The following is a 20507-nucleotide window of genomic DNA, read 5'->3' as shown; positions in this document are numbered from 1 at the left end:
CCGGAAGGGGGTGAGTCAGCCACACCGTGCGCGACTTCTTCAGGCGAAGTACCGGTGGACGTCCCGCCACGACGAGAGCCGGGGGAAGCGGTCCTCGGCCACGTTGTGGTGCGCGTCGAAGAGGAGGCCGCGCCCCGGGAAGACCTCCAGGTTGCGGGGGTTGTCGTCGATCAGGTAGTCCGCGTGGACGAATTGCTTGGAGCCGCAGAAGACATAGCCGCGGTCCGGTACGAAGGGGAAGGACTCCTGGAGCCACAGATACCGGTCGTGCAGGGACACGGGGTGGTCCATCGCCGACGTGGCGAAGACGATCTCGAAGCGTTCGGCCAGGTCCCGGAGCACCCGGCGGGCGTCCGCCATCACGGGAACGTCCCGCGAGAACCCGGGCTCGTCGAGGCACGCCTCGACCTGGACCCTGCGCCCGGGAGGCACGGCGTCGCGGATCTGCCTGCCGTGGATGGCCGCGCGGGACAACGCCTCGCCGTGGTCGGCCTCGTACCGCCGCAGCCGCTTGGCGACCGTGTCGGCCGACACCTCGTCGAGGTCGACGGCGAGGACCTTCCTGCCCCGCGCCGTCATACGAGGCGCCTCTGGCCGCGGTTCTCGATGTTGCGCCGGAGCCGGCGCACGACGCAGTCGCCGGGGCCGAGGACCGGCAGCCGCTCCAGCGCGTTGACCACGTTGTAGAAGGTCGGCAGCTGCTCCCACGACGACCTGACGAAGCGCACGCGGCCCACCGCCGTCGCCTGCCGGTCGACCGCCACGCCGTCGACGGCGGGCGTGAGCACCGCGCCCGCGCGGTCGGGCCGCGATCCGGCGTCCACACCGGGGACGTAGGCGAAGTTGAGCACGCCCCCCTGGGAGGCTGACGCGGCGGGCTCGGGCCGCACCTCGGTGATGCGCTCGAACTCCAGCTCCGCGAAGGTGTGGCCGTCCCAGGACGCCGCACAGCGGTGCGCGTCCCGCCCCTCGGGCCGGGACGTCAGATCGGCGAAGAGCTTGGCGTAGCCGAGCTCTTCGCGGCCTGTGATGATCGGGTCGGCCATGTTCTCCCAGACGACGGCGACGAAGGAACCCGTCACCCTGTCCTCGCGGCCCTCGAAGCGGACCGGGAGCTTGACCGCGAAGGTGTCGTAGCCGCGCCCGGCCAGCCAGGGCACGTCGGTCAGTTCGGTGTACTCGACGGTGACGACGGGCTCGCCGTGCGGCGCGAAGCCGGGCGGAAGCAGCTCGGTGAGGGCCTCGGCCGTGGTCGGGAAGCGGAGCACGTACGAGGTGATGGACGCCTCGCCGCCCCGGGACGGCGAGCCCGGCAGCGTCTGACGCGGGCCGGGCAACGGCCCGAACGCCACCGGCATGCGATACGTGTGGCCGGGATCGAACTTCATCGCTCCGCCCCCTCAAGTGGACCGGCGACCGGATCGTGCACCGGGCCCGCCTGCTGCGACTGGCCCTTGAGCAACAGCGCCAGCAGGCTGATCACCACGCCGACGACGACCACCGACCCCAGCGCGGCGCGCAGCCCGAGCAGGTCCGCCAGGACGCCGACGAGGACCGGCCCCACGAGGAAGCTCGCGTACCCGGCGATCGCCACGGTGGAGCTCACCTCGCCGACCCGGTCGGGCCGCAGGTCCCCGGCGACCGAGAAGCCGATCGGCGCGATGCCGGACAGCAGGATCCCGACGAGGAAGAGCGCCGCCACCGCCTGCACCGGGCCCGGCGCGCACAGCGACCACACCATGGCGACCGCCATCAGGAGCCCGCACGCGGCGATGGTCGTCAGCCGGTCGACGCGGCGCAGCACCGCGGACGTCAGGACACGGCCGAGCCCCATCGCGCCGTGGAAGCTCGCGAGGCCGACGGAGCTGATGACGGCCAGGTCGCTGACCGTGTCCCGGACGTAGATCGCGGACCAGTTCTCCAGGACCCCCGAGCCGAGGAAGGAGACGCCGACGATCCCGGCGACCAGGAGGACGTCGGCCCCCAGCAGGACGCGGCGCTCCCGCGGTGCGGACGCGGGCGCGGGCGCCGACCTGGCCTCGGGCAGGGCGTGCCAGCGCGTCATGCACCACACGAAGAGGGCGAGGACGACCGCGACCCCGAAGTAGCCGACGCGGAAGCCGAGCGACCGGTAGGCGCCGAAGCTCAGCGCCCCCGCCGCGGCGGACAGGCTGAACGCCCCGTGCACGAAGGCGAGGATCTGCCGGCCCGAGCGCTGCTCGATGGCGATCGCCACCGCGTTGATCGCGACGTCGAAGGAGCCCTGGCAGCCGAGCAGCACGAGCACCAGCGGGACGAGCACGACGTACGAGCCCGTGAACCCCACGCCCACGAGCGCGGCCGCCATGCCGGTCGCCCCCGCCATGAGCAGCCCCTTGGCGCCGAACCTGGCGATGAGACGGCCGCCCATGAACATCGCGGGAAGCGCTCCGGCGAACCCGACGGTCAGACACAGGCCCAGTTCCAGGGGAGACATGTCCAGATCGCGCACGAGGTCGGGGAGCGACGCCTGCCAGCTGCCGAGCGTGAAGCCGAACACGCAGAACAGGGCCGCGCACAGGCGGATCATGCTGATCTCCTTCACGCTTCGGAGGTGTCCCACCAGCCCAAGGAGGCCGAGAGGCCGGTCGACATGCTCGTCGCGAAGTCGATGACGCTGCCCTTGACGATCCCGCCGCCGTCGTCCGCCGCCCGCAGCATGGCCCCCGCCATCTCCCGCGCCCGCAGCGGAGCGAAGCCGAACGTCTTGGGCTGGTCCCTGAGGAGGTGGCGCATCGGCGGGATGTCGTGCCACGCGATGCTCACGTCCTCGTGGCCGAACGCGAGGGCCTCGATGAGCGTGAGCGGCCCCGCCTCGAAGCGGGAGGCGAACACGCAGATCTCCAGGGCCGGGCTGGCCAGGATCCGGAAGGGCAGCAGCGGCTCGAAGTGCTCGACGAAGGTGTAGCTGTCCGGCGGCAGTTCGCGCAGCTGCTCGTGCAGCGACGCCACGTACTCCGAGGCCGCGACCTCCTGGGGCGCGAGCAGCACCAGATGCCAGTCCTCGGCGTCGTCGCGCTCGCTCAGGAAGGCGCCGAACGCGGGGATGACCACGTCGAAGCCCTTCTGCGGCACGCACCGGCCCCAGGAGAAGACGAGCCGCTTGCCGCCCGGCACCGGACCCAGGTCGGCCGCCGTCGCGGGGTCCGTGAGTTCGCCGAACCGGCGCGAGCGGACGTAGACCGCGTTCTGGAACGGGACCAGGTCCTTGTCGCGCCGGTCGTACTCGGTGAGCAGCACGTCGCGGTAGTAGGTGCCGACGAAGCCGATCCTGTCCCGGGTCGCGGTCCGCATCAGGGCGAAGCCCTCGTCCTCGTACGACGTCCTGTTGCGCGAGTTGGCGTCGAGGAAGACCCGGCCGAGCGTGTGCGTCATGTAGATCAGCTGCACGTTGGGCCAGGCCGCCAGATGGGACCTGAGCGTGGCGAACATCGTGCCGTGCGCGAGGACGGTCACCTGCTTGCGGCCCTCGGCGAGCCGGCGGATCTCCGCGGCCGCGTTGTGGCACATCGAGCGCCAGCGGTCGACGTCGTCGAGCGACCAGACGCTCTTGAGGGAGGAGTTGTCCGCCACGTCGAACCACCGGAAGTCGCCGCGGTACCTGCCGCAGGCGGTGGCGACGTCGGCCACGATGTCGCTCGCGTAGTCGTCGGACGCCGGGTCGAGGCGCGGGCTCAGCGCGTGCAGCGACCAGTTGTCGTGCCGCAGCTCCGGGGTCGACGCCACGATCTCGTCGATCGCCTCGAAGAACCAGTGGACGACACAGCCGATGCCGCACTTGAGCGAGGACAGGCCGTCGATGGAGACGACGACGAGCGCGGCGTCCGGCACCTCCCCCGCGCCGCCGTGCCCCGGGCCGCCTCCGGCCGGTGCCCCGATCGCTCCGCTCCTGTCGTGCCCCGGTACCGCCATAACCGCCTCCGTCTCCTGCGGGCGTTCCCGCCCGTCAGCTCATCCAGTTGCCGCCGTCGACGTTGAGGGTCTGGGCGACGACGTAGTCCGCGTGGTGCGAGGCCAGGAACACCCCGGCGCCCACGAGGTCGTCGGCCTGGCCGATGCGCCCGAACGGCACGGCCTCGCCGACCAGGCGCTTCTTCTCGCCGAGCGGCCTGTTCTCGTACTTGGCGAACAGCGCGTCGACGTTGTCCCAGGAGGTGTCGACGACGCCCGGCGAGATGCCGTTGACGTTGATGCCGTGCCGGATCAGGGCGAGGCCCGCGGACTGCGTGAGGCTGATGACCGCGGCCTTGCTCGCGCAGTACACCGCGACGAGCGGCTCGCCCCTGCGCCCGGCCTGGGACGCGATGTTGATGATCTTGCCGTGTACGCCGCGGTCGACCATGTCCTTGGCGACCGCCTGGAGGGTGAAGAGCAGGCCCTTCACATTGATGTCGAAGACCCGGTCGTACTCGGCCTCGGTGATCTCCAGGAGCGGCTGCATGTCGAAGACGCCCGCGTTGTTGACGAGGATGTCGATCCTGCCGAAGCGGGTGGCCACCCGTTCCACCATGGCCTGCGCGGCGGACGTGTCCGCGACGTCCCAGGCGAAGGCCGAGGCCCGCTCGCCCAGGTCCGCCGCGGTCTTCTCGGCCGCCACGGCGTCGACGTCGGCGATGGCGACGAGCGCGCCTTCCTCGACGTACCGCCGCGCGATCGCCCGGCCGATGCCTCGGGCCGCGCCGGTGACCACCGCCACCTTGTCGTTGAGGACCTTGCTTTCCACGACACACCTCCATGGGTTTCAGCGGGCAGAAGGAGAGGCCCCGTCCGGGTGTTGCGGGCCGAAGCAGTAGTCCATGTCGCGCGGCCCGAGGGGCGTGCCGTCCTCGGCGGGCAGGCCGGTCAGCTCGACCGTGTCCAGGGCCGCGCGGGCGATCGTGTCCGCGTCGCGGAAGAACTCGCCCCAGGGCCCTGGCCGGCCGATGCCGACCTGCATGAACCAGCGCGTGGACTCCGTCGGGATGCCGAGCACGTACATCCGGCGCTCCACCGAGCCGTCGGCCGCGATGGGGTGGTAGGGCGCGGTGGTGACGTCGACGCCGCCCGTGCGGAACGCCGGGTCGCCGGCGCACACGTGCGGGCGCCAGGCCCCCGCGTCCCGCTGCTTCTCGGCCAGCGGCCCCGGGTCCCTCTCGATGTCGGGCTGCGGGATGCGGGCGTCGATGACGTCCGAGCAGAAGACGCTGTAGCCCTCGACCAGCGGCGAATGGCCGACGAAGCCGTCGTCGTGCGCCGTGAACCGGGCCTGGGGCCCGAGGACTTCGAGCAGCCCGCTGCGCATCAGTGCGATCAGCTGGCAGGTCCGTACGGCGGAAGGACCGGTCGACAGGAAGGCGAGCATCGGGCCGACGCGCTCCACGAAGTCCTTGTGGGACGCGGCCGTGAGACCTCCGAAGTCCACGGCGGCCCGCACCGTCGGCCGTACGTCCCGGAGCACCTCCATGGCGGCCTTGAGGGCACCGTCGACCTCGCCGCGCATCGCCTCGTCCACGTCGCGTGCGAGGAGCCGTCCGAGCTCGCCGCGGAACGCGTCCTGGTCGGCGAAGGCACGTCCCCGGAACGGATGGGCGAGGTCCTCCAGGGACAGCACCTCGGCGCAGCCGAGGTCGGCCGCCGTCCGCCGGAGCCTGTGCATCACCTCGACACCGGCGGACGGAAGGCTCGCGAGCTGCCGCTCCAGGACCGCGAACGAGTCCGGGGCGAGGCGCCGCTGCCAGAAGGCGAGGTTCACCTCGGCCAGGAGCCAGGGCGACACGTCCGTGCGGAAGTCGAGCGGTCCCGCCGCCCGGAGGCGGGCGATCAGCTCGGGCGTGAAGAGGCGGGGCGCGTACCGGAAGTCGAACGGCCGCTGCGCGGCACCGCGCGTCGGGATGGGCAGCGCGCTGCGCGAACCGGCCACGATGAGGTCGGGCTCGTCCCCGCTCGGTACGTACACGCAGTCACGGCCCTGCCCGGCGAAGCGGCCGCCGCGGCCGACCGTCAGCATGGCGACGACGTCGTGGAAGGTGAGGCCGAGCCCGCGGATGCCGATCACGCTGCCGGGCAGCACCCCCAGGCGCCCGGTGCCGTCGAAGGAGCGCGCGGGCGCCCGGCGCTGCGGCCGTTCCGCGGCGGCCCGCCCCGCGCGGGCCGGGCGCTCCGGCTGCTCGCGCGGATGGCCGCTGCAGACGGCGACCTGGTCGCAGGCGATCCTCCGGTCCCCGACGCGCAGTTCGAACCGTCCGTCGCGCTCGTCGATGCCGCTGACCAGGCCGGGAACGCGGACCAGGCGCACGTCGGGCGGCAGGTTCGTCTCCACGACGTCGAGGACGAAGCGCAGATAGCGGCCGTAGAGGCTGCGGGGCGCGTACGCGTCGGGCCCGGGGAAGCGGGCGTCCACGCGCTGCCACCACTGGGCGAACGTCGGCCCGGCGCCGGGACGCCAGGCGCCGTCGTCCGCGGGGCCCGAGAACATGGTGACCTCGCCGCAGCGGTTGTTCATGGAGAGCCACCGCGGCTGGCCCGAACGCCAGACCCGGCCGGAGCCGACCTCGTCCGCGTCGATGGCGTAGAGGGTGAGGGGGCGCGCGGGCCGCTTGCCGAGCAGCCGCGCCCCCAGGCGTTCGAGGATGGAGATGCCGCGCGGGCCCGTGCCCACCACGGCGACCGCGTATCCGCCCCCGAGGCCGGCCGGTGCGGGGTCCGGGCTCCCGGCCCGCGCCTGCTGGGCCGCGAGCGGTGCGGGACCGGGAGTCCGGTCGTCCACCGGTACGCGCACGCTGACTCCAGGCACCGGAATCCCCCCTCAGGAAAGTGAGCAGTCATCGGCCCGGTGGCGCGTTCAGCATTCTGGGCGGGCTCGGGGGCGGGCAAGGAAGCCCGTTTCACCGTGGCAACTCGCCGAAGTCGTCACTCCCCGGCGAGGGCCCGGGGGGGGGCGGAGGCGATTGCTCCGGTCAGGACCGGTCGCTGCCGGAGCGGCCGAAGAGCTCGATCTCGGCGATGGCCACCTGCTTCTTGTCGGAGGCGGCGTGCGCCGACTCGACGGTGAAGCGGACCCGGGTGACCTCGCCGACGCGGAAGGCGCGGCGCTGGCCGCCCGCGCCCGGGTCCAGGGTGAGTTCGCGGGTCACGGTCGAGCCGTCCTTCCTGGTGATGGTCGCCTTGACGCGGTGCGGCAGCGCCGACTTGCCGAGCTGGTCGGCGCGGATCGACATGCCCGGCGTGATGATGACGTCGAGGAGGCGGGTCGGCCGGGCGAAGCTCACCTCGATCCACTCGCCCTGGCCCGACTGCGCGACCCCGGGGCCCCACCAGGTGTTGTTGAGCTTGTCGAAGGCCAGCTTCGGGCCGTGCCCCTCGTAGGACCGCGAGGCGCGGATCCCGTCCGGCTCGACCGGGGCGCGCTTGGCGAAGTGGTCACGCGTGGCCTGGACCCCGTCGGGGATGTTCACCGCGCCGAAGACGAGCAGCGGCAGCACGATGGCCGCGGTGACCCAGGTGCCGACGCGGTCGAACACGCGGCGGAGCCGGGGGCGGTCGCCCGCCCACGGGGTCTCGTTCCTGTCGGGGCCGAAGAGACGCCGCCACCAGGGGCGGTGGGCGGGCGGTCCTTCGCCGCGCCCGGCGCGTTCGGCCAGCGGCATCGCGCAGCGGGCGCAGAAGTGGCGCTCGGGGTGGTTCGGCGTGGCGCACCAGGGGCAGGACGCGCCGTGCCCGGTTCCCTGCTGCGGCCCGGGGACGCGTACGCGCGGCCGCTCGGTGTCGGGCCGCCCCGGCAGGACCGGGGCCACGGACGGCGGGGGCCCGGCGGGCCCGGCCTCCGGCTCGGAGACGGGGACGAGCAGGGAACGCGCCCGGTCGGACAGGGCGCCGGGGTCGGCCGCCGGGGTGTGGGGGGTGGTGTCCGTCAGGTCCGGGTCGCCGGACGGGTACGGGGGCCCGCCGGGGGCCGCGCCGGTCGCCGCGGCGAAGGGAGCGGGCCCGGCGGCGCCGACGCCCGCGCCGTGTCCCGGGGCCCCGTGCGACGGCGCGCCCCGGGGCGGGCCCGTCGCGGGCGCGGGCCCGGCGGCGTGGGCGGAGGCGTCCCAGCCGGAGCCGGAGCCAGAGCCGGAGCCGCTCCCGGAGGCCGGGGCCGGGGCCGGGCCGGACCCGGGGCCGGACGCCGTCGGCGCCGCGCTGCGCGCCCCCGCCCGGTCCCAGCTCAGGACCGCACCGCAGGCATCGCAGAACGACTGCCCGGGTTCCACGCGGGAGTCGCACTCGGCGCAGTTCTGCGTGGTCATCGTTCGAGGGTCCTTTCAGCGGCCGTCACGGTGACGGTGTAGGGCATGTGTGCGGGACGGGCGGCGGCCACGAGCCCGTCCAGGCGGTGGGTGTCCGCCGGAGTGGGCTCGGGCAGCCGGAGGGTGACGTGCAGATGGGGGCGCGGTCTGCCGGGCAGGGGGCCGCGGGGGCGCGCGCTCCACGCGGCGCCCCCGCTCTCCGTGATCTCCGGCTCGGTGCCGAACGCGAGCCGGACCGCCTCCGACAGGCCCCGCGGCGTGCCCCGCAGGCGGTGCAGGCTCGCGGCGGCGGCCACGGCGGCGCGCAGCCGTGCCTCGGGTTCGGTGCCGTCGGTCTCCGCCCCGACCCAGACGCTCAGCCACTGGGCGAAGTCGACCGGGGTGAGGGCGGGGTCGAAGTAGGAGTCCAGGCAGTCGAGGACGTTGAGGATCGGCGCGAGGACGTCGTCGAGGCCCCCGACGAAGCGCTGGGCGAGGTCGTCGTCGGCGAAGACGGCGGGGAGCATCGTGCCGATCGGCGCGGAGGAGCCGAGGCCGTCGACCGACCCTCTCATCGGCTGCCTCCCGGGTGCGGCGGGCGCCTCATGCGGCGTCTCCGATCACGCGGACGCGGTGGTCGAAGGAGAACACCAGGGCGGACCGCTCCAGGTCGATGCGGCCGGTCGGGTCGCCGCGCTTGCCGGTCAGCGGGTCGGCGGGGTGCAGGACGACCTCGTCGACCAGCTCGACGCCGGGCACCCGTTGCAGCACGGCGAAGACCTCGCCCGCCTGGACCGGACGGCCGAAGGGCCAGCCGCGGCCGTCCGCGCCACCGGTCAGCGGGTCGAGATGGCGGTACAGGGCGTCGTGGGCCGCGCGCCGCACCTGGTCGGTCTCCACCCCGCGGAAGGCGTGGACCGTGGCCACCACGGTGACGCCCTGGTAGTACGGCGGGCCCACGGCCAGCCTGGTGCCGATGAGGCGGCGCTCGTCGAGGTGGCGGGTGATGCGCTCCAACAGGGCGTCGCCCGGCACGAGTTGCTCGAAGCGGAGCCGCCCGCCGGGGTCGGGCACGGCCTGCGGCACGACGAGGACGCGCACCGCGTGCGCCCCGTAGTCGTCGACCCTGCCCTCCAGGCACGTGATGCGGGCGGTCTCCGGGGCGGCACGGCGGGCGAGCTCCTCGTAGTCGCGCAGCGTCACGGCGCGCTCCTGGGCGCGGAGCGTGATCGGCGCCCGGACCTTGGCCTCCTCGACCGTCTCGCCGTCGACGCCGCCGTGCGCGGCCTCCGCGTTCACGACCTCGGTGACGTACGGGATGGAGGTGCGCAGGACGCGTATCGCGCCGCGCGCCACGTTACCGGTCCGGCCGCCGCCGGTGCGGTAGCGGCGGGCGCGGACGACCGCCCCCTTGGGGGCGACGAGGCCGTACTGGCGCAGGGAGCCGTCGGGTTCGCGGACCGCGGGGCCGAAGGCGATGTCGCCGGTGGCCGCGTCGAGGGTGATGTGCCGGTCGTCCGGGCGGGACTCGGCGAAGTGCGGAACCACCGTCCAGTCCTGCCAGCCGTCGTGCTCGGCGGTCTGGAGCAGCACCGGCGGGTCGTCACCGACGACCGGCGCGTGGGCGAGCCGCAGGCGCTGCCCGGGGAGCCCCGTGGTCTCGCCGAGGGCCTCGTCGTACACCGTCTCGGCGTGGACCACCCGGGTGGTGCCGCCGACCGTGCAGCCCTCCGCGGCACGCACCGTCGGCGAGGCGGCGTAGAAGGGCTGGTTCGCCAGGGGCTCGGTGACGCGGCAGCGCAGCCAGCCGCCCTCGTGGCCCGCGTTGCGGGACAGGACGTGGCCGCCGGGCACGTGCAGGATCACGTCCCCGGGCCGGTTGAGGCCGCCGGTGGTGTCGCGGTGGACCTCGCACGGCTGCCAGCCGTCCGCGGTCCAGGCCTCCCACACGAGCGGCGGCTGGCGGGGGTCGACGCCGACGCCGTCGACGCGGCTGTCGAGTTCCAGCGCGACGGCGCAGTGCGGGACGGCCGCCGTCAGGCCGAACAGCAGGCAGTCGCCCGGCTGCGGCGCCTCGGCGAAGCACAGCACGTCGTTGCCCTCGGCGAGGTCGGCACTCCGGTCGGAGACGGCCTCGCCGCGGCGCTGCACCACCAGGCGCGCCAGCGCGCAGGGCACGATCCGCAGCTCCCGCTCGGTGGCGAAGACGACCGCGTCCTCGGCTTCCGTGCGCAGCGTGGTCACCTCGGTTCCGACCGGCACCGCCACCGCCTCCTCCCGGGGCGCCGAGAGCCAGAACGTGACGTCCGTACGCGCGGCGGTCGGCGGGAACAGCGTGATGCCGACCAGGTCGAGGAAGGCCAGGTGGTTCTTCTCCGGTACGCGGTTGAGCCGGTAGACGATCTGGTCGGCCATGTGCGCGACCGTCTCGACGAGGGTCACGCCGGGATCGGAGACGTTGTGGTCGGTCCACTCCGGGGCGCGCTGCTGGATGTAGCGCTTGGCGTCGTCGACGAACTGCTGGAAGCGGCGGTCGTCGAGGTTGGGGGAGTGCAGGGGCATCAGCGGTCGCTTTCGGGGGAGCCGGGGCCGGCGGGCGCCTCCGGGGCCCCGGGCTCCTCGTGGGAGGGAATGACGTAGAAGGGGAAGACGAGGCTGCGCGGGTTGTTCGTGCCGCGGATCGCGTAGCGGACGTCGATGTAGAGCACGCTCTGGTCGGTGCCCGTGCTGACCTCCACGCTCCGGACCTCGATGCGCGGCTCCCAGCGGTCCAGGCTCAGGTGCACCTCGTGCTGGATGCGGCCCGCGGTCTGCTCGTTGACCGGGGCGAACACCAGGTCGTGGATGGCGCAGCCGAACTCCGGGCGCATCGGCCGCTCGCCGGGCGCGGTGGCGAGGACGAGCCGGATGGCCTCCTCGATCTCGCGCTCCCCGCTGACCAGGGCGATGCCGCCGGTGGGCCCGATGCGCAGCGGGAACGCCCAGCCGGAGCCGACGAACTGTTCGGCCATCAGGGATCACCTGTCCTCATCAGAAGTCCTCATCAGAAGGGGAGCGGTTTGCGGTTGATCAGGACCGCGCCGGTCAGATTGATGTTGGACGAGGTCAGCGTCATGCCGGCGGCGGAGGTGAGCGACAGGATCCCGGCGGTACTGATGGTCGCGAGGCCGCCGGCCCGCACGTTGAGGAACGAGGCGTTGACGCTGAAACCGCCGCCGCCCGCGTTCACGTTGACCGCGCTCGCGGCCCGCATGTTGAGCATTCCGCCGCTCTTGATGGACACGTTGCCCTTGGCGCTCAGGCTGAGGTCCGCGCCCGCCTGGACGGACACGGAGCGGCCGCCCTTGATGGTGACCGAGCCCTTGCTGTCCACGGTGATCTCGGTCTTGGCGCGGTCCAGGTGGACGGTCAGCTTGTCGTCGCCCGTGGCGAGCCTGACGCCCCGGTGGGCGCCCACGCGCTGGCTGAGCAGGTCGACGCGGTTGCCGGTGCGGTCGGAGATGGTGTGGCGGCTGGCCTGGTTGCGCGCCCCGGAGTACAGCGGGGCCTTGTTCCGGGTCGGCTTGTCCTTGCCGTTGTAGAGGCCGCCGATCACGAAGGGGTGGTCGAGCGCGCCCCGGTCGAAGCCGACGAGGACCTCGTCGCCCACGTCCAGCGGGAAGATGCCGCCGCCGCGCTTCCCGCCGAGGTGCACACAGCGCGTCCAGTCACTGACGTACGTGTCGTCCAGCCAGGGGAACTTCAGCTTCACACGGGCCTGTTCGTCCTTCGTGTCGACGTCCGTGACCACGGCGTTGGCCACGCCGGGCAGCCGCGGCTCGCTCGCCGTGCCGCCCGAGGTGAGCCCGTACAGGGAGCGCCACTGGCGGCCGCTGACCGTCACCCAGGACTCGTAGCGCTGCCCGTTGCCGAACACGTGCCGTACGGACGTCGTCGTGTACTTGCCCTGGAAGGGCCAGCCGACGTCGCCGAGCGCCACGGGCAGCCCGGGGCGCAGCTTGGGGTTGCCGTGGACGAGCACCTCCAGTTCGGAGAAGGAGGAGGACACGTCGTCGTAGAGGGCGTCGGCGGCGTGCTTGACCTCGGGCCGCTTGTCGTAGGGCATCGAGGTCTGCACGAGCTTGGTCTTCTTGAAGGCGCCCGCGGCGCGCCGGGGCGAGGTGCCGAGGGAGAAGACCGGATTCTTCGCGCTGCTCGACGTCTCCACGATCTCGCGCGCGGTGGCGACGTCGTAACCGCGCACCTCCACCTCGGCCACCTGGTCGGCGGCGGTCACGGAGGTGCGAAGGCGCAGGATGTCGATCCCGGACTTCAGGACGAGGGGGTTCTTCTCGCTCTTCGGCGAGGGCGCGCCCGACGAGGGCTTCGGCGAGACGAAGTTGAACCGGCCCTCGGCGTCGAGGGACATCACCATGTTGTTCTCGTCCGCGAGGCGGGCGATGAAGTCCCAGTCGGTGACGTTGGCCTGGCTGATGAACTCGTAGCTCGCGCCGGAGGACTCGATCGTCCCCACGGGCACGCCCGCGAGCCCGGCCAGCTTCCGCACGATCGAGGACGCGGTCTCGTTCGTGTACGCGACCACGCGGCGCCGGCGCAGGAAGCGGTGGCCGAGGTCGTAGCCGCGGATGACGGTGAAGGAGCCGGTGCCGTCGTAGTCGGCCTCCAGGGCGGTGACCTCGCCGGTGAAGAGCGGGTCGCCCGCGCCCTGCCCGTCGGCCACCGGGGTGAGCACCACGTCGGTGCCGAACGTCACGCCCAGCTCCTTCAGGAGCAGCCGGTGCGGGTCGCGGAAGGTGAGGCGGAACGCGGCGGGCATCCCGGCGCCCTGGTCGACCCAGCCGTCGACGAGCGTCCGGGCCTGCTCGTCGGTGAGTTCGGTGCCGCCGAGCCTCACCTTGATGATGCTGGAGAACGCGGTGCTGCCCATCAGCGGCCCACCTCCTGCGGCGCGGGGAGCAGGAGTTCGGTGCCCGAGGCGAGGACGGACGGGTCGTCGATCCCGTTGGCCTCGGCGATGGCCCGCCACACCGTGGCGTCGCCGTACTCGCGCCAGGCGAGCGACTGCAGCGAGTCACCGGCGACGACCCGGTGCACGCGCTGCGCGGTGAGCGCGCCCGAGGTCGGGTTCTGCCCCATGGGGTCGCCCGGGATCTCGTGCAGGCGCAGCTGGCAGGCGGCGCGCAGGGGCATGCCCGAGGTGCCGAACAGGGTGTACGAGGCGTCGACGGAGCTGACGTAGGCGGTGAAGCGGGCGGTCTTGAACGACCCCCACTGGAAGATCACCCACGGCGGCGACGGCTGGTCGGCGTCCTTGCTCTTGGCGGTCACCCCACAGCAGTCGAGGAGCGCCTGCACCTTCTTGAGGACCTCGTTGCTCGTCGGCTGGTCGGAGGAGTCCAGGAAGATCTCCACGCTCATCTCGCGCGGCTCCGAACCCATGAACTCCGGCATCGCGCCGTCCCGGTTGGCCGCCGTCGGCGTCACCGTCCAGTTCGCGCGGCGGCCGATGGTCAGCTGCGCCGGGTTGAAGTCGAAGGCGAACGTCCTGATGAGCCCTCCCGGGATGGTGCTGGTGCCGATGGGGGGCTCGTGGATGGCGAGGCTGGCGCGTACGAGGCTCTTGCCTGCGCCCTTGTTCTTGGGCATGGGGTGGGTCTCCCGCTCTTCTCTCCGGTCGCCGCGATGTCTTCAGTCCGTGAATCCGTGGTGGGTGATCTCCAGGACCTCCGTGGCGACGGCCGGACTTCCGGGGTCGAGCCGCGGGCCCTGCCAGCTGACCGGCAGTACGTCGATCAGGCCCCAGCGCGCGACCTCGGAGCCGTCCGCGCGCAGGGCCGCGATCTCGGCGGTGGGCCGCTTGATCCCGGTCTGCACGGAGGAGATCCACTTGGCGACCTTCGCGGTGTCCGGGGTGAGCGGACGGGTCAGCCGGATGGTGGAGAACGTGACGCGGGACGGCAGTTGCCACACGAAGCCGTTGTTGCCGCCCTCCTGGCGGCGCTCGATCTCCACCTGAGACGAAAGGCCTTCGCATCCGTTGAAGTAGCCGAGGCTCTCGCCGTCGATGGAGAGGCGGAACCAAATCGTTGAGCCCGGGTCCTGACGGGGCATCGTGCGGGGGCCTTTCTGTCGCTTCTGCTGGTCGTACGAGGAGAGCCGCGGCTCAGCGGTGGTCGTCACGGAGCCTGCCGATCCGCTCGCGGTCCATGCGGAGTTCGGTACGGATCAGCCGCGTGATGCGGCCGACCATCCGGTGCACCAGCTCGTCCACCTGGAAGTCCGAGAGGCCCTTGGGGTCGAAGGAGCCCTCGGGGACCCGGGTGTAGGCGGGCGGCGCCTCGTCGTCGGACGCGACCGGCGTCGAGCCCACGGTGTACGGGGGTGGCGCCGCGTCCACGGCGGCCGGGCTGTAGGCCGGTGGAGGGTCCTCGGGGCGCTCCGTGCCCCGTGGCTCGACACGCCCCAGGGTGTCGGCGACGGTCGCGGCCGCCGACGCGGCGAGGGCCCCGACCGCCGAGTGGTGACTCCGCCTGAACGGGCTGCGCTGAACGGTGAGTTCCCCGTCCGCGGCGGCTGATGGCTCCACCGGGGTGATCGGGGCGCCGAGCGGGGTACGCCGCCGCTGCACGGGCGCCGCAGCGCGCTGGACCGGGGCCTGCACGGAGGCCACCGGGGCACCGAGGCCCTGACGGAGGGGCCTCGGCTCGCCGGTTGTGGTGCTTACGCCGGTGGGGCCGGGGGCTGCCGCTGCGGCCGAAGGCGCGTCGGCGGGCGGGTTCGTGGAGGCGGTCGCCGGGGTGTGGGGTCCGGGGCCGGTGCTACCGAGGCGGGCCGGGAGCGCGCGCCGCTGGACCGGGGCGTCGCTCGCCCCTGAACTCGCCTGGAAGGGCACCGAGTTGTGCGAAGTCGTCTGGCGCGAGGGGGTGCTGCTGGGACTGGGACCGGCCGATGTGGGCACGCCGCCGTGCGGTGAGGCCTTCGGCGAGGGCGAGGCGGAGGCCGTCGACGGGTCCGGCTTCGAAGTTCCGCTCGGGCTCGGGTGGGCGGGGCGTGGAGGGCGCGGCTCTGCTGAGGGCTGGGCCTGCGGCCGCGCTCGCTGCGCCGGCGGTATGGGCGGGCCATCGGCCGCGCGGCTCGGTGTGCCACGTCGGTCTGCCGTACTGCCAGGCACTGCGGGACGTACGCCGGATGTGCCCGTGCTTCCCGGGGTGACGGCTCGCTGGACCGGGTGTGTCCCGGAGGAAGCCGGGCCGGTGGCCGTGGTCTTGACGGGCCGGGTCGGCTGGGCGATGGCTCGCTGTACCGGGTGTGGGCTGTCGGTGGGAGCGGTGTGGTCGCTCGTGCCGTGCGGCTCGTGGCCGGAGCGCGGCGTCGCTACGTGTGTGTCGGAGGAAGCCGGTCCGGCAGCTGTGGTGTTGTCGTGCCGGACCGGTTGGGTGACGGCGCGTCGCACTGGCTGGGGGCCGTTGGTGGGGGTGGTGCGAGGGGCCGGGGGAGTGGGGTTGCCCGTGCTGTGCATCGGGTCTGGCGAAGTTGGGCTGGGGGTCGTGGTGTTGGCGGGCTGGGGTGGTTGGGTTATGGCTCGCTGCACGGGCTGCGGGCTGCCGGCGGAGTCGGTCTCATTCTGGTCGTCCGTGCCGCGCGCGGCGTCACCGGAGGGCTGTGTCGTTCCAGACGCACCGGACGCAGTCGGCCCGCTGGCCATGGCTCTGCCGGGCCGGACCGGCTGTGCCGTTGCGCGCTGCACGGGGGCGTCACCGACCGGCGTACGAACACCGCCGGTGCTCACCGGGGCCTCCGCTGCGGCCACCGTAGGAAGGTCGGAGACGGAGGGCACGTGATCTCCGCCTCGGCCGCCTTCAGCCGCGGCGGATCCCTCGCTCGAACCACCGCTCGTCGCGCGCGGCGTCGTCGATTCCCGGCGTGCCACGGGCAGGACACGACGCTGCACGGCCGTCGACACGGCCGGTGACTTGGTGAGGGCCCGGGGCGAGGCCGCGACAGGGGGCGCCGCGCGAACTCCGCGTGCCGGGGCGGAAGACGGCGCCGAAGGCGAGGGCGGCGCCGGGCTCACGGCACTCGGCCGATCGTTCCTGGGCGCAGCGGGCGCAGCGGGCGCAGCGGGCGCAGCGCGGGTCGGCACCCGGCCCGCCCCCGCAGGCCGCCCCTCGGGCACGAGTCGCGCGCTCCGCTTCGTCTGCACGACAGGAGGTTGCGCAGCGGTCCCCGAAGGGCGCCCGGGCCCAGGCGACACCGAGGAACCCGTGGGCCCCGGCCGGATGCCGGGGCCCACGGGCACGGCACGCCCTGCGGTACGGCTCGGCTCCGGTGATCCACCGGCCCCCATGAACCGACGGGATCCACCAGCGACGCCCGCACCACCGGGTGTACCGGGCCCCAACGCCCGCGCGACGGTCACCGCCGGGGACGCGGACGACACCCCGAATGAGGAGGGCAACGAAGACGACGAGGACGGTGAGGACGCGGAGGAAGACGGTGAGGACGACGAAGGGGAAGCCGAGAGCGGAGACGACGAAGGCGAAGACGAAGACGACGAAGACGAAGACGACGAAGGCGAAGACAGCGAAGGTGACGAAGAGAAAGGAGGCGACGAGGGCGACGAGGGTGGCGAGGACATCGATGGGGAAGACGACGAGGGCGAGGGCGAAGACGGCGACGAGGCCGACGGAGTCGAAGGCGGCGACGAAGGCGGCAAGGACATCGAAGAGGAAGACGAGGACGGCGAGGACGGCTCCGCAGACGATGACGGCGAGGACGGCTCCGCGGACGGCGAAGGCGAGGACGGCTCCGCCGACGGCGAAGGCGACGGCGGTGCCGCAGGCGGAGTGAGAGAGCCCGGCTCCACCCCGGGCACAGCCCGCAGTGGAGCCACAGGCACCCGCCGCCCCGCGGGCTCCCGCGCGGCAATCGTCCAGGACGCCGTACTCACGGCCCCTTCGAGCCCCGTGACCGGCCGCGCCGAGTCGGCCAGCGGCGTCGCGGAGAGCAGGCTTCCGGCGGTGCCGTCCAGGACCCCGGTGCGGGCGGAGGCCACCGTGAAGGAGGGGTCCTGCCAGGTCGGCAGCCGCCTGCCGAACGAGGCGTCCGCGACCCCGGTCTCCCCGCCCGCCACGGCACGTTGGATCGGCGGCAGCGCCGACCAGCCAGCACCCGCGGCCGGGGCGGAGCCCGAGGGCGGGACCGGAGCCCCACCCGCCTCGGCCGGGCCGTGGCCGAGCGGCGCCTGACCACCGTCCGGGGCGTCTCCGCTTCCGCCCTGGTTCCCCCCGCGCCCCCGCGCACCGCGCAGCCGGTCCAAGAACCCCACCGCTCAGCCCTCCGCCCCGGCGCGGGCCACGAAGGACGCGATCTGGTGCGCGTAGCGGCGCCGGTCGTGGTGTTCGAGGTCCAGGATCGTCTCCAGGTTCCAGTGGAAGTGATAGGCGACGTACGCGATCTCCTCGTGCAGTCGGTCGGTCGCGTACGTCACGATTCCCCCAGGCGGCTCCCGCCGAGTTCCACCTCGAACGGCTCGGAGCAGTGCGGGCACTCCACTGCGGCGCGGGTGTGGCCCTCGGCGTTGATCTGACGGTAGAAGTCCTGGAGGAACGCGAGGTCGGAGGCGAACATGTTCTCCACCGTCCCGTCGTGCACCGTGGCGAGCGTGCCCAGGCGCGTGATGACGCGCCCGAGGAGCACCACCGACAGGTACGCCGGGTTCTCCTGGACGCGGACGTCGCGCAGCGGGACCAGCTCGTCCCGGGCCGTCGACAGGCGCATCACCCCGTCCCGGTGCACGGTCCCCGCCTCGTCGACGTAGCCGCGCGGCAGCTGGAAGGGGAACTCCGTGCGCAGCTCCCGGAGCGCCGTGTCGGCGGGAGCGGTGGCGGGAGACGAAGACGGGGACTCCGCTCCCGCCACCGCGCTCGGGGGAGCGGGCGGAGCCGCGGCGGCCGGGCCCCGCCCCGGTGCTCCGACGGCCGTGCGTCGCATTACTCGATGACCAGTTCTTCGAAGACGATGGTCACGGTCTCGGTGAGCGCGGAGGCCTCGCCCGCCTTGAGGGTGCTCGCGTCGATCTTGCTGCACCAGGCGTTGCGCAGGTTGTACCGCTTCACCGGGTTGTCCTCGAAGTCCATCATGATGATCGAGGCGTTCTTGCGGGCCGTGCTCATCCGGCCGCTGATCGAGTCGTTGATCCACTGGGTGAACGAGGCCGACTGGGTCATGCCGCGCACCACGGTGCACTGCCCGTTCTTCTGCACGCCCGGCAGCAGATTGATGTCGATCTGGCCCTGCGCGGTGTTCTGCTGGCTGACGATGACGTCCTGCTCGATGGAGAGGCCGCTGACCTCCGAGAGGTACTCGACCATCACACCGTCGATCTGCAGACCGAAGTTGTGTGAGGTGAGGGAGTCACCCTGCATGAGACTCATGGGTTCGCTGTCCTTCTAGGCTTGATGGTGGTCGAGCGGGCGCGCCGGGGCGGTCGGGGGCGGCCGGGGCGGCTACTCCTCCAACTCCCCGCTGCCGCTGGAGAACTGGGAGAGGCGGAAGATCACGAACTCCGCGGGCTTGACCGGGGCGACGCCGATCTCGCACACGACCCGGCCCAGGTCGACCGACTCCGGCGGGTTGGTCTCCTCGTCGCACTTCACGTAGTAGGCCTCGTCCGGACGGCGGCCGAAGAGGGCGCCGCTGCGCCACTCGTTGACGAGGAACGCCGAGATGTTGCGCCGGATGCGGGCCCACAGGGCGTGGTCGTTCGGCTCGAACACCACCCACTGGGTGCCGATGAGGATCGACTCCTCCAGGTAGTTGAAGTACCGGCGGATGTTCAGATAGCGCCACTCGGGGTCGGAGGACATGGTGCGGGCGCCCCAGACGCGCACGCCCCGGCCCGGGAAGGCGCGGATGCAGTTGACACCGATGGGGTTGAGGAGGTCCTGCTCGCCCCGGGTGATCTGGAGTTCCAGGTCGACGGCTCCGCGCACGACCTCGTTGGCGGGCGCCTTGTGCACACCCCGCTCGGAGTCGTTGCGGGCCCAGATGCCCGCGACGTGGCCGCTCGGCGGCATCAGCCGGGCCCGGCCCGTGGCCGGGTCGAAGGTCTTCACCCAGGGGTAGTACAGGGCCGCGTACTTGGAGTCGTAACCCGCCGTCTCCTGGCGCCACACCCGGATCTGACGGGCATTCAGGCTCGGTGGCGGGTCGATGACGGCGACGCGGTCGCCCATCAGCTCGCAGTGGGCGATGAGCCCGAGCTGCACGGCCTTGACGGCCTCCAGGTCGATGGTGCCCTGCTGGTAGGCGGCCATGAGGTCGGGGACCGCGACCATGGAGATCTCGTCGATGGCCTCCAGGCCGCCGAAGCCGGTGCGGTCCGCGGAGTCGCCGAGGTACTGCGCCGGGCCGGGGTGCGCCGTCGCGTCCTGCTCGACGGGGGCGGGCGCGGCGGCGGGGGCCGGGGGCAGGGCCAGCGTGACGGTCTGGTTCTCGGGGCGGGCGAGCTGCGCCGCGGGTGCCGCCTCCGTCACGGTGATGAGCTTGGAGCGCTCCTTCACCTGGGTGACGACGTAGGACCGGTTGCCCTTCTTGGCGCTGACGTCGAGCGTCTCGACCGGCTTGTCGCCGTCCTTGACGACGAGCCTGAAGCGCTCGGCGGGGCCCTCGCCCTCGGCGTCGGCGACCTCCACCGTCAGCGGACCGTGCGCGCCCCGGGCCGTGGCCGTCACGGAGAACGTGCCCAGCTGCCGGGGCTCGGCGGCGGGCAGGGCCGCCGGAGCCGCCGCCCCGGCCACCTCGGCGGGGGCCCCGCCGTCACCGGCGCCGCCCTCTGCACAGCCACCGACCCGCACCACGTACGCGGCGGATCCGCCGTTGTTGAAGAAGCCGTACACGGCGTGGGCCAGGTAGTACCCGTCGGTGAAGTCACCGAAGGAGGTGACGTACTGGGTCCAGTTCGTCACCAGGGTCGGCTCGTTCAGCGGTCCGGTCGGCGCGAGCCCGACGAAGGCCGCCACGGAGGTGCCCACTCCCTCGATCGGGCGCGAACCGCTGGCCACCTCCTCGACGTAGACGCCGGGCGACAGGTAGGACGGCATGCTCTGCTCTCCTCGGGTACGAGACGGGACCTCTTCACCCTGACGGGTGCATGCCGTCGCCGAAACGTCCTCGAGTGCCGGACGCCGGGCAACTCCCCTGCCCTCAGGGGCACGTCGCGCG

The 20507-nt window shown here is 73.0% G+C and carries 19 protein-coding genes; 1 reads left to right on the top strand and 18 read right to left on the bottom strand.

What is annotated here, in order from left to right; translation table 11 throughout:
* Positions 1-39: 39 nt before the first annotated feature.
* The 14 genes from C9F11_RS02190 to C9F11_RS02125 all read right to left on the bottom strand — a co-directional run bounded on the left by C9F11_RS02190 (position 40) and on the right by C9F11_RS02125 (position 14952).
* Entirely contained in the window at positions 40-579 is a 540-nt protein-coding gene (locus tag C9F11_RS02190) for a 5'(3')-deoxyribonucleotidase (RefSeq protein WP_138957634.1), read from the bottom strand.
* Positions 576-1388, bottom strand: coding sequence for an acetoacetate decarboxylase family protein (locus C9F11_RS02185; protein WP_138957633.1), 813 nt, complete (start codon positions 1386-1388; stop codon positions 576-578). The genes C9F11_RS02190 and C9F11_RS02185 overlap by 4 nt, the downstream gene beginning before the upstream one ends.
* The gene (locus C9F11_RS02180; RefSeq protein WP_138957632.1) at positions 1385-2569 is read right to left on the bottom strand and encodes an MFS transporter; all 1185 of its coding nucleotides are present in this window, start codon (positions 2567-2569) and stop codon (positions 1385-1387) included. Before C9F11_RS02180 ends, C9F11_RS02185 begins: the two co-directional genes overlap by 4 nt.
* Positions 2570-2580: 11 nt before the next feature.
* On the bottom strand, positions 2581-3951 hold the full coding sequence (locus C9F11_RS02175; protein ID WP_138957631.1) for a glycosyltransferase family 4 protein: 1371 nt from the start codon (positions 3949-3951) through the stop codon (positions 2581-2583).
* 34 nt (positions 3952-3985) lie between these two features.
* Entirely contained in the window at positions 3986-4762 is a 777-nt protein-coding gene (locus C9F11_RS02170) for an L-iditol 2-dehydrogenase (RefSeq protein WP_138957630.1), read from the bottom strand.
* 18 nt (positions 4763-4780) lie between these two features.
* Complete coding sequence (locus C9F11_RS02165) at positions 4781-6796, bottom strand: FAD/NAD(P)-binding protein (protein ID WP_138957629.1); 2016 nt, start codon at positions 6794-6796, stop codon at positions 4781-4783.
* A gap of 178 nt (positions 6797-6974) precedes the next feature.
* Positions 6975-8303 (bottom strand): discoidin domain-containing protein, encoded by a 1329-nt coding sequence (locus tag C9F11_RS02160; RefSeq protein ID WP_138957628.1) that lies wholly within the window; start codon positions 8301-8303, stop codon positions 6975-6977.
* On the bottom strand, positions 8300-8857 hold the full coding sequence (locus C9F11_RS02155; RefSeq protein ID WP_138957627.1) for a phage tail protein: 558 nt from the start codon (positions 8855-8857) through the stop codon (positions 8300-8302). Before C9F11_RS02155 ends, C9F11_RS02160 begins: the two co-directional genes overlap by 4 nt.
* 28 nt (positions 8858-8885) lie before the next feature.
* A complete protein-coding gene (locus C9F11_RS02150; protein WP_138957626.1) occupies positions 8886-10844 on the bottom strand; it encodes a putative baseplate assembly protein in 1959 nt (652 codons plus the stop codon).
* Complete coding sequence (locus C9F11_RS02145; protein ID WP_138957625.1) at positions 10844-11293, bottom strand: GPW/gp25 family protein; 450 nt, start codon at positions 11291-11293, stop codon at positions 10844-10846. Before C9F11_RS02145 ends, C9F11_RS02150 begins: the two co-directional genes overlap by 1 nt.
* A gap of 32 nt (positions 11294-11325) precedes the next feature.
* Complete coding sequence (locus C9F11_RS02140) at positions 11326-13209, bottom strand: VgrG-related protein (RefSeq protein ID WP_138957624.1); 1884 nt, start codon at positions 13207-13209, stop codon at positions 11326-11328.
* Positions 13209-13928: a LysM peptidoglycan-binding domain-containing protein gene (locus C9F11_RS02135; protein WP_138957623.1), complete on the bottom strand. Its 720-nt coding sequence runs from the start codon at positions 13926-13928 to the stop codon at positions 13209-13211. The genes C9F11_RS02140 and C9F11_RS02135 overlap by 1 nt, the downstream gene beginning before the upstream one ends.
* Positions 13929-13970: 42 nt before the next feature.
* Positions 13971-14393 (bottom strand): phage tail protein, encoded by a 423-nt coding sequence (locus tag C9F11_RS02130; protein ID WP_138965916.1) that lies wholly within the window; start codon positions 14391-14393, stop codon positions 13971-13973.
* A 52-nt stretch (positions 14394-14445) separates the two neighbouring features.
* On the bottom strand, positions 14446-14952 hold the full coding sequence (locus tag C9F11_RS02125; RefSeq protein ID WP_138957622.1) for an extensin: 507 nt from the start codon (positions 14950-14952) through the stop codon (positions 14446-14448).
* 1675 nt (positions 14953-16627) lie between these two features.
* Between C9F11_RS02125 and C9F11_RS02120 the strand changes: the two genes are divergently transcribed.
* Complete coding sequence (locus C9F11_RS02120; RefSeq protein WP_138957621.1) at positions 16628-17530, top strand: hypothetical protein; 903 nt, start codon at positions 16628-16630, stop codon at positions 17528-17530.
* Between the two features lie 83 nt (positions 17531-17613).
* Here C9F11_RS02120 and C9F11_RS47220 read toward each other — a convergent pair whose 3' ends face one another.
* The 4 genes from C9F11_RS47220 to C9F11_RS02105 form a co-directional block, all read right to left on the bottom strand.
* The gene (locus C9F11_RS47220) at positions 17614-17772 is read right to left on the bottom strand and encodes a DUF6760 family protein (protein ID WP_171075611.1); all 159 of its coding nucleotides are present in this window, start codon (positions 17770-17772) and stop codon (positions 17614-17616) included.
* Complete coding sequence (locus C9F11_RS02115; RefSeq protein WP_138957620.1) at positions 17769-18275, bottom strand: hypothetical protein; 507 nt, start codon at positions 18273-18275, stop codon at positions 17769-17771. Before C9F11_RS02115 ends, C9F11_RS47220 begins: the two co-directional genes overlap by 4 nt.
* Positions 18275-18718, bottom strand: coding sequence for a phage tail protein (locus C9F11_RS02110; protein ID WP_138957619.1), 444 nt, complete (start codon positions 18716-18718; stop codon positions 18275-18277). Before C9F11_RS02110 ends, C9F11_RS02115 begins: the two co-directional genes overlap by 1 nt.
* A gap of 72 nt (positions 18719-18790) precedes the next feature.
* Entirely contained in the window at positions 18791-20386 is a 1596-nt protein-coding gene (locus C9F11_RS02105) for a phage tail sheath subtilisin-like domain-containing protein (RefSeq protein WP_138957618.1), read from the bottom strand.
* Between the last annotated feature and the right edge of the window lie 121 nt (positions 20387-20507).

This window comes from Streptomyces sp. YIM 121038 (genome assembly GCF_006088715.1).
In the GTDB taxonomy this organism is placed as follows: domain Bacteria; phylum Actinomycetota; class Actinomycetes; order Streptomycetales; family Streptomycetaceae; genus Streptomyces.
Note: the sequence above shows the minus strand (reverse complement) of the source record. Positions and strands in the feature narration are given on the sequence as shown.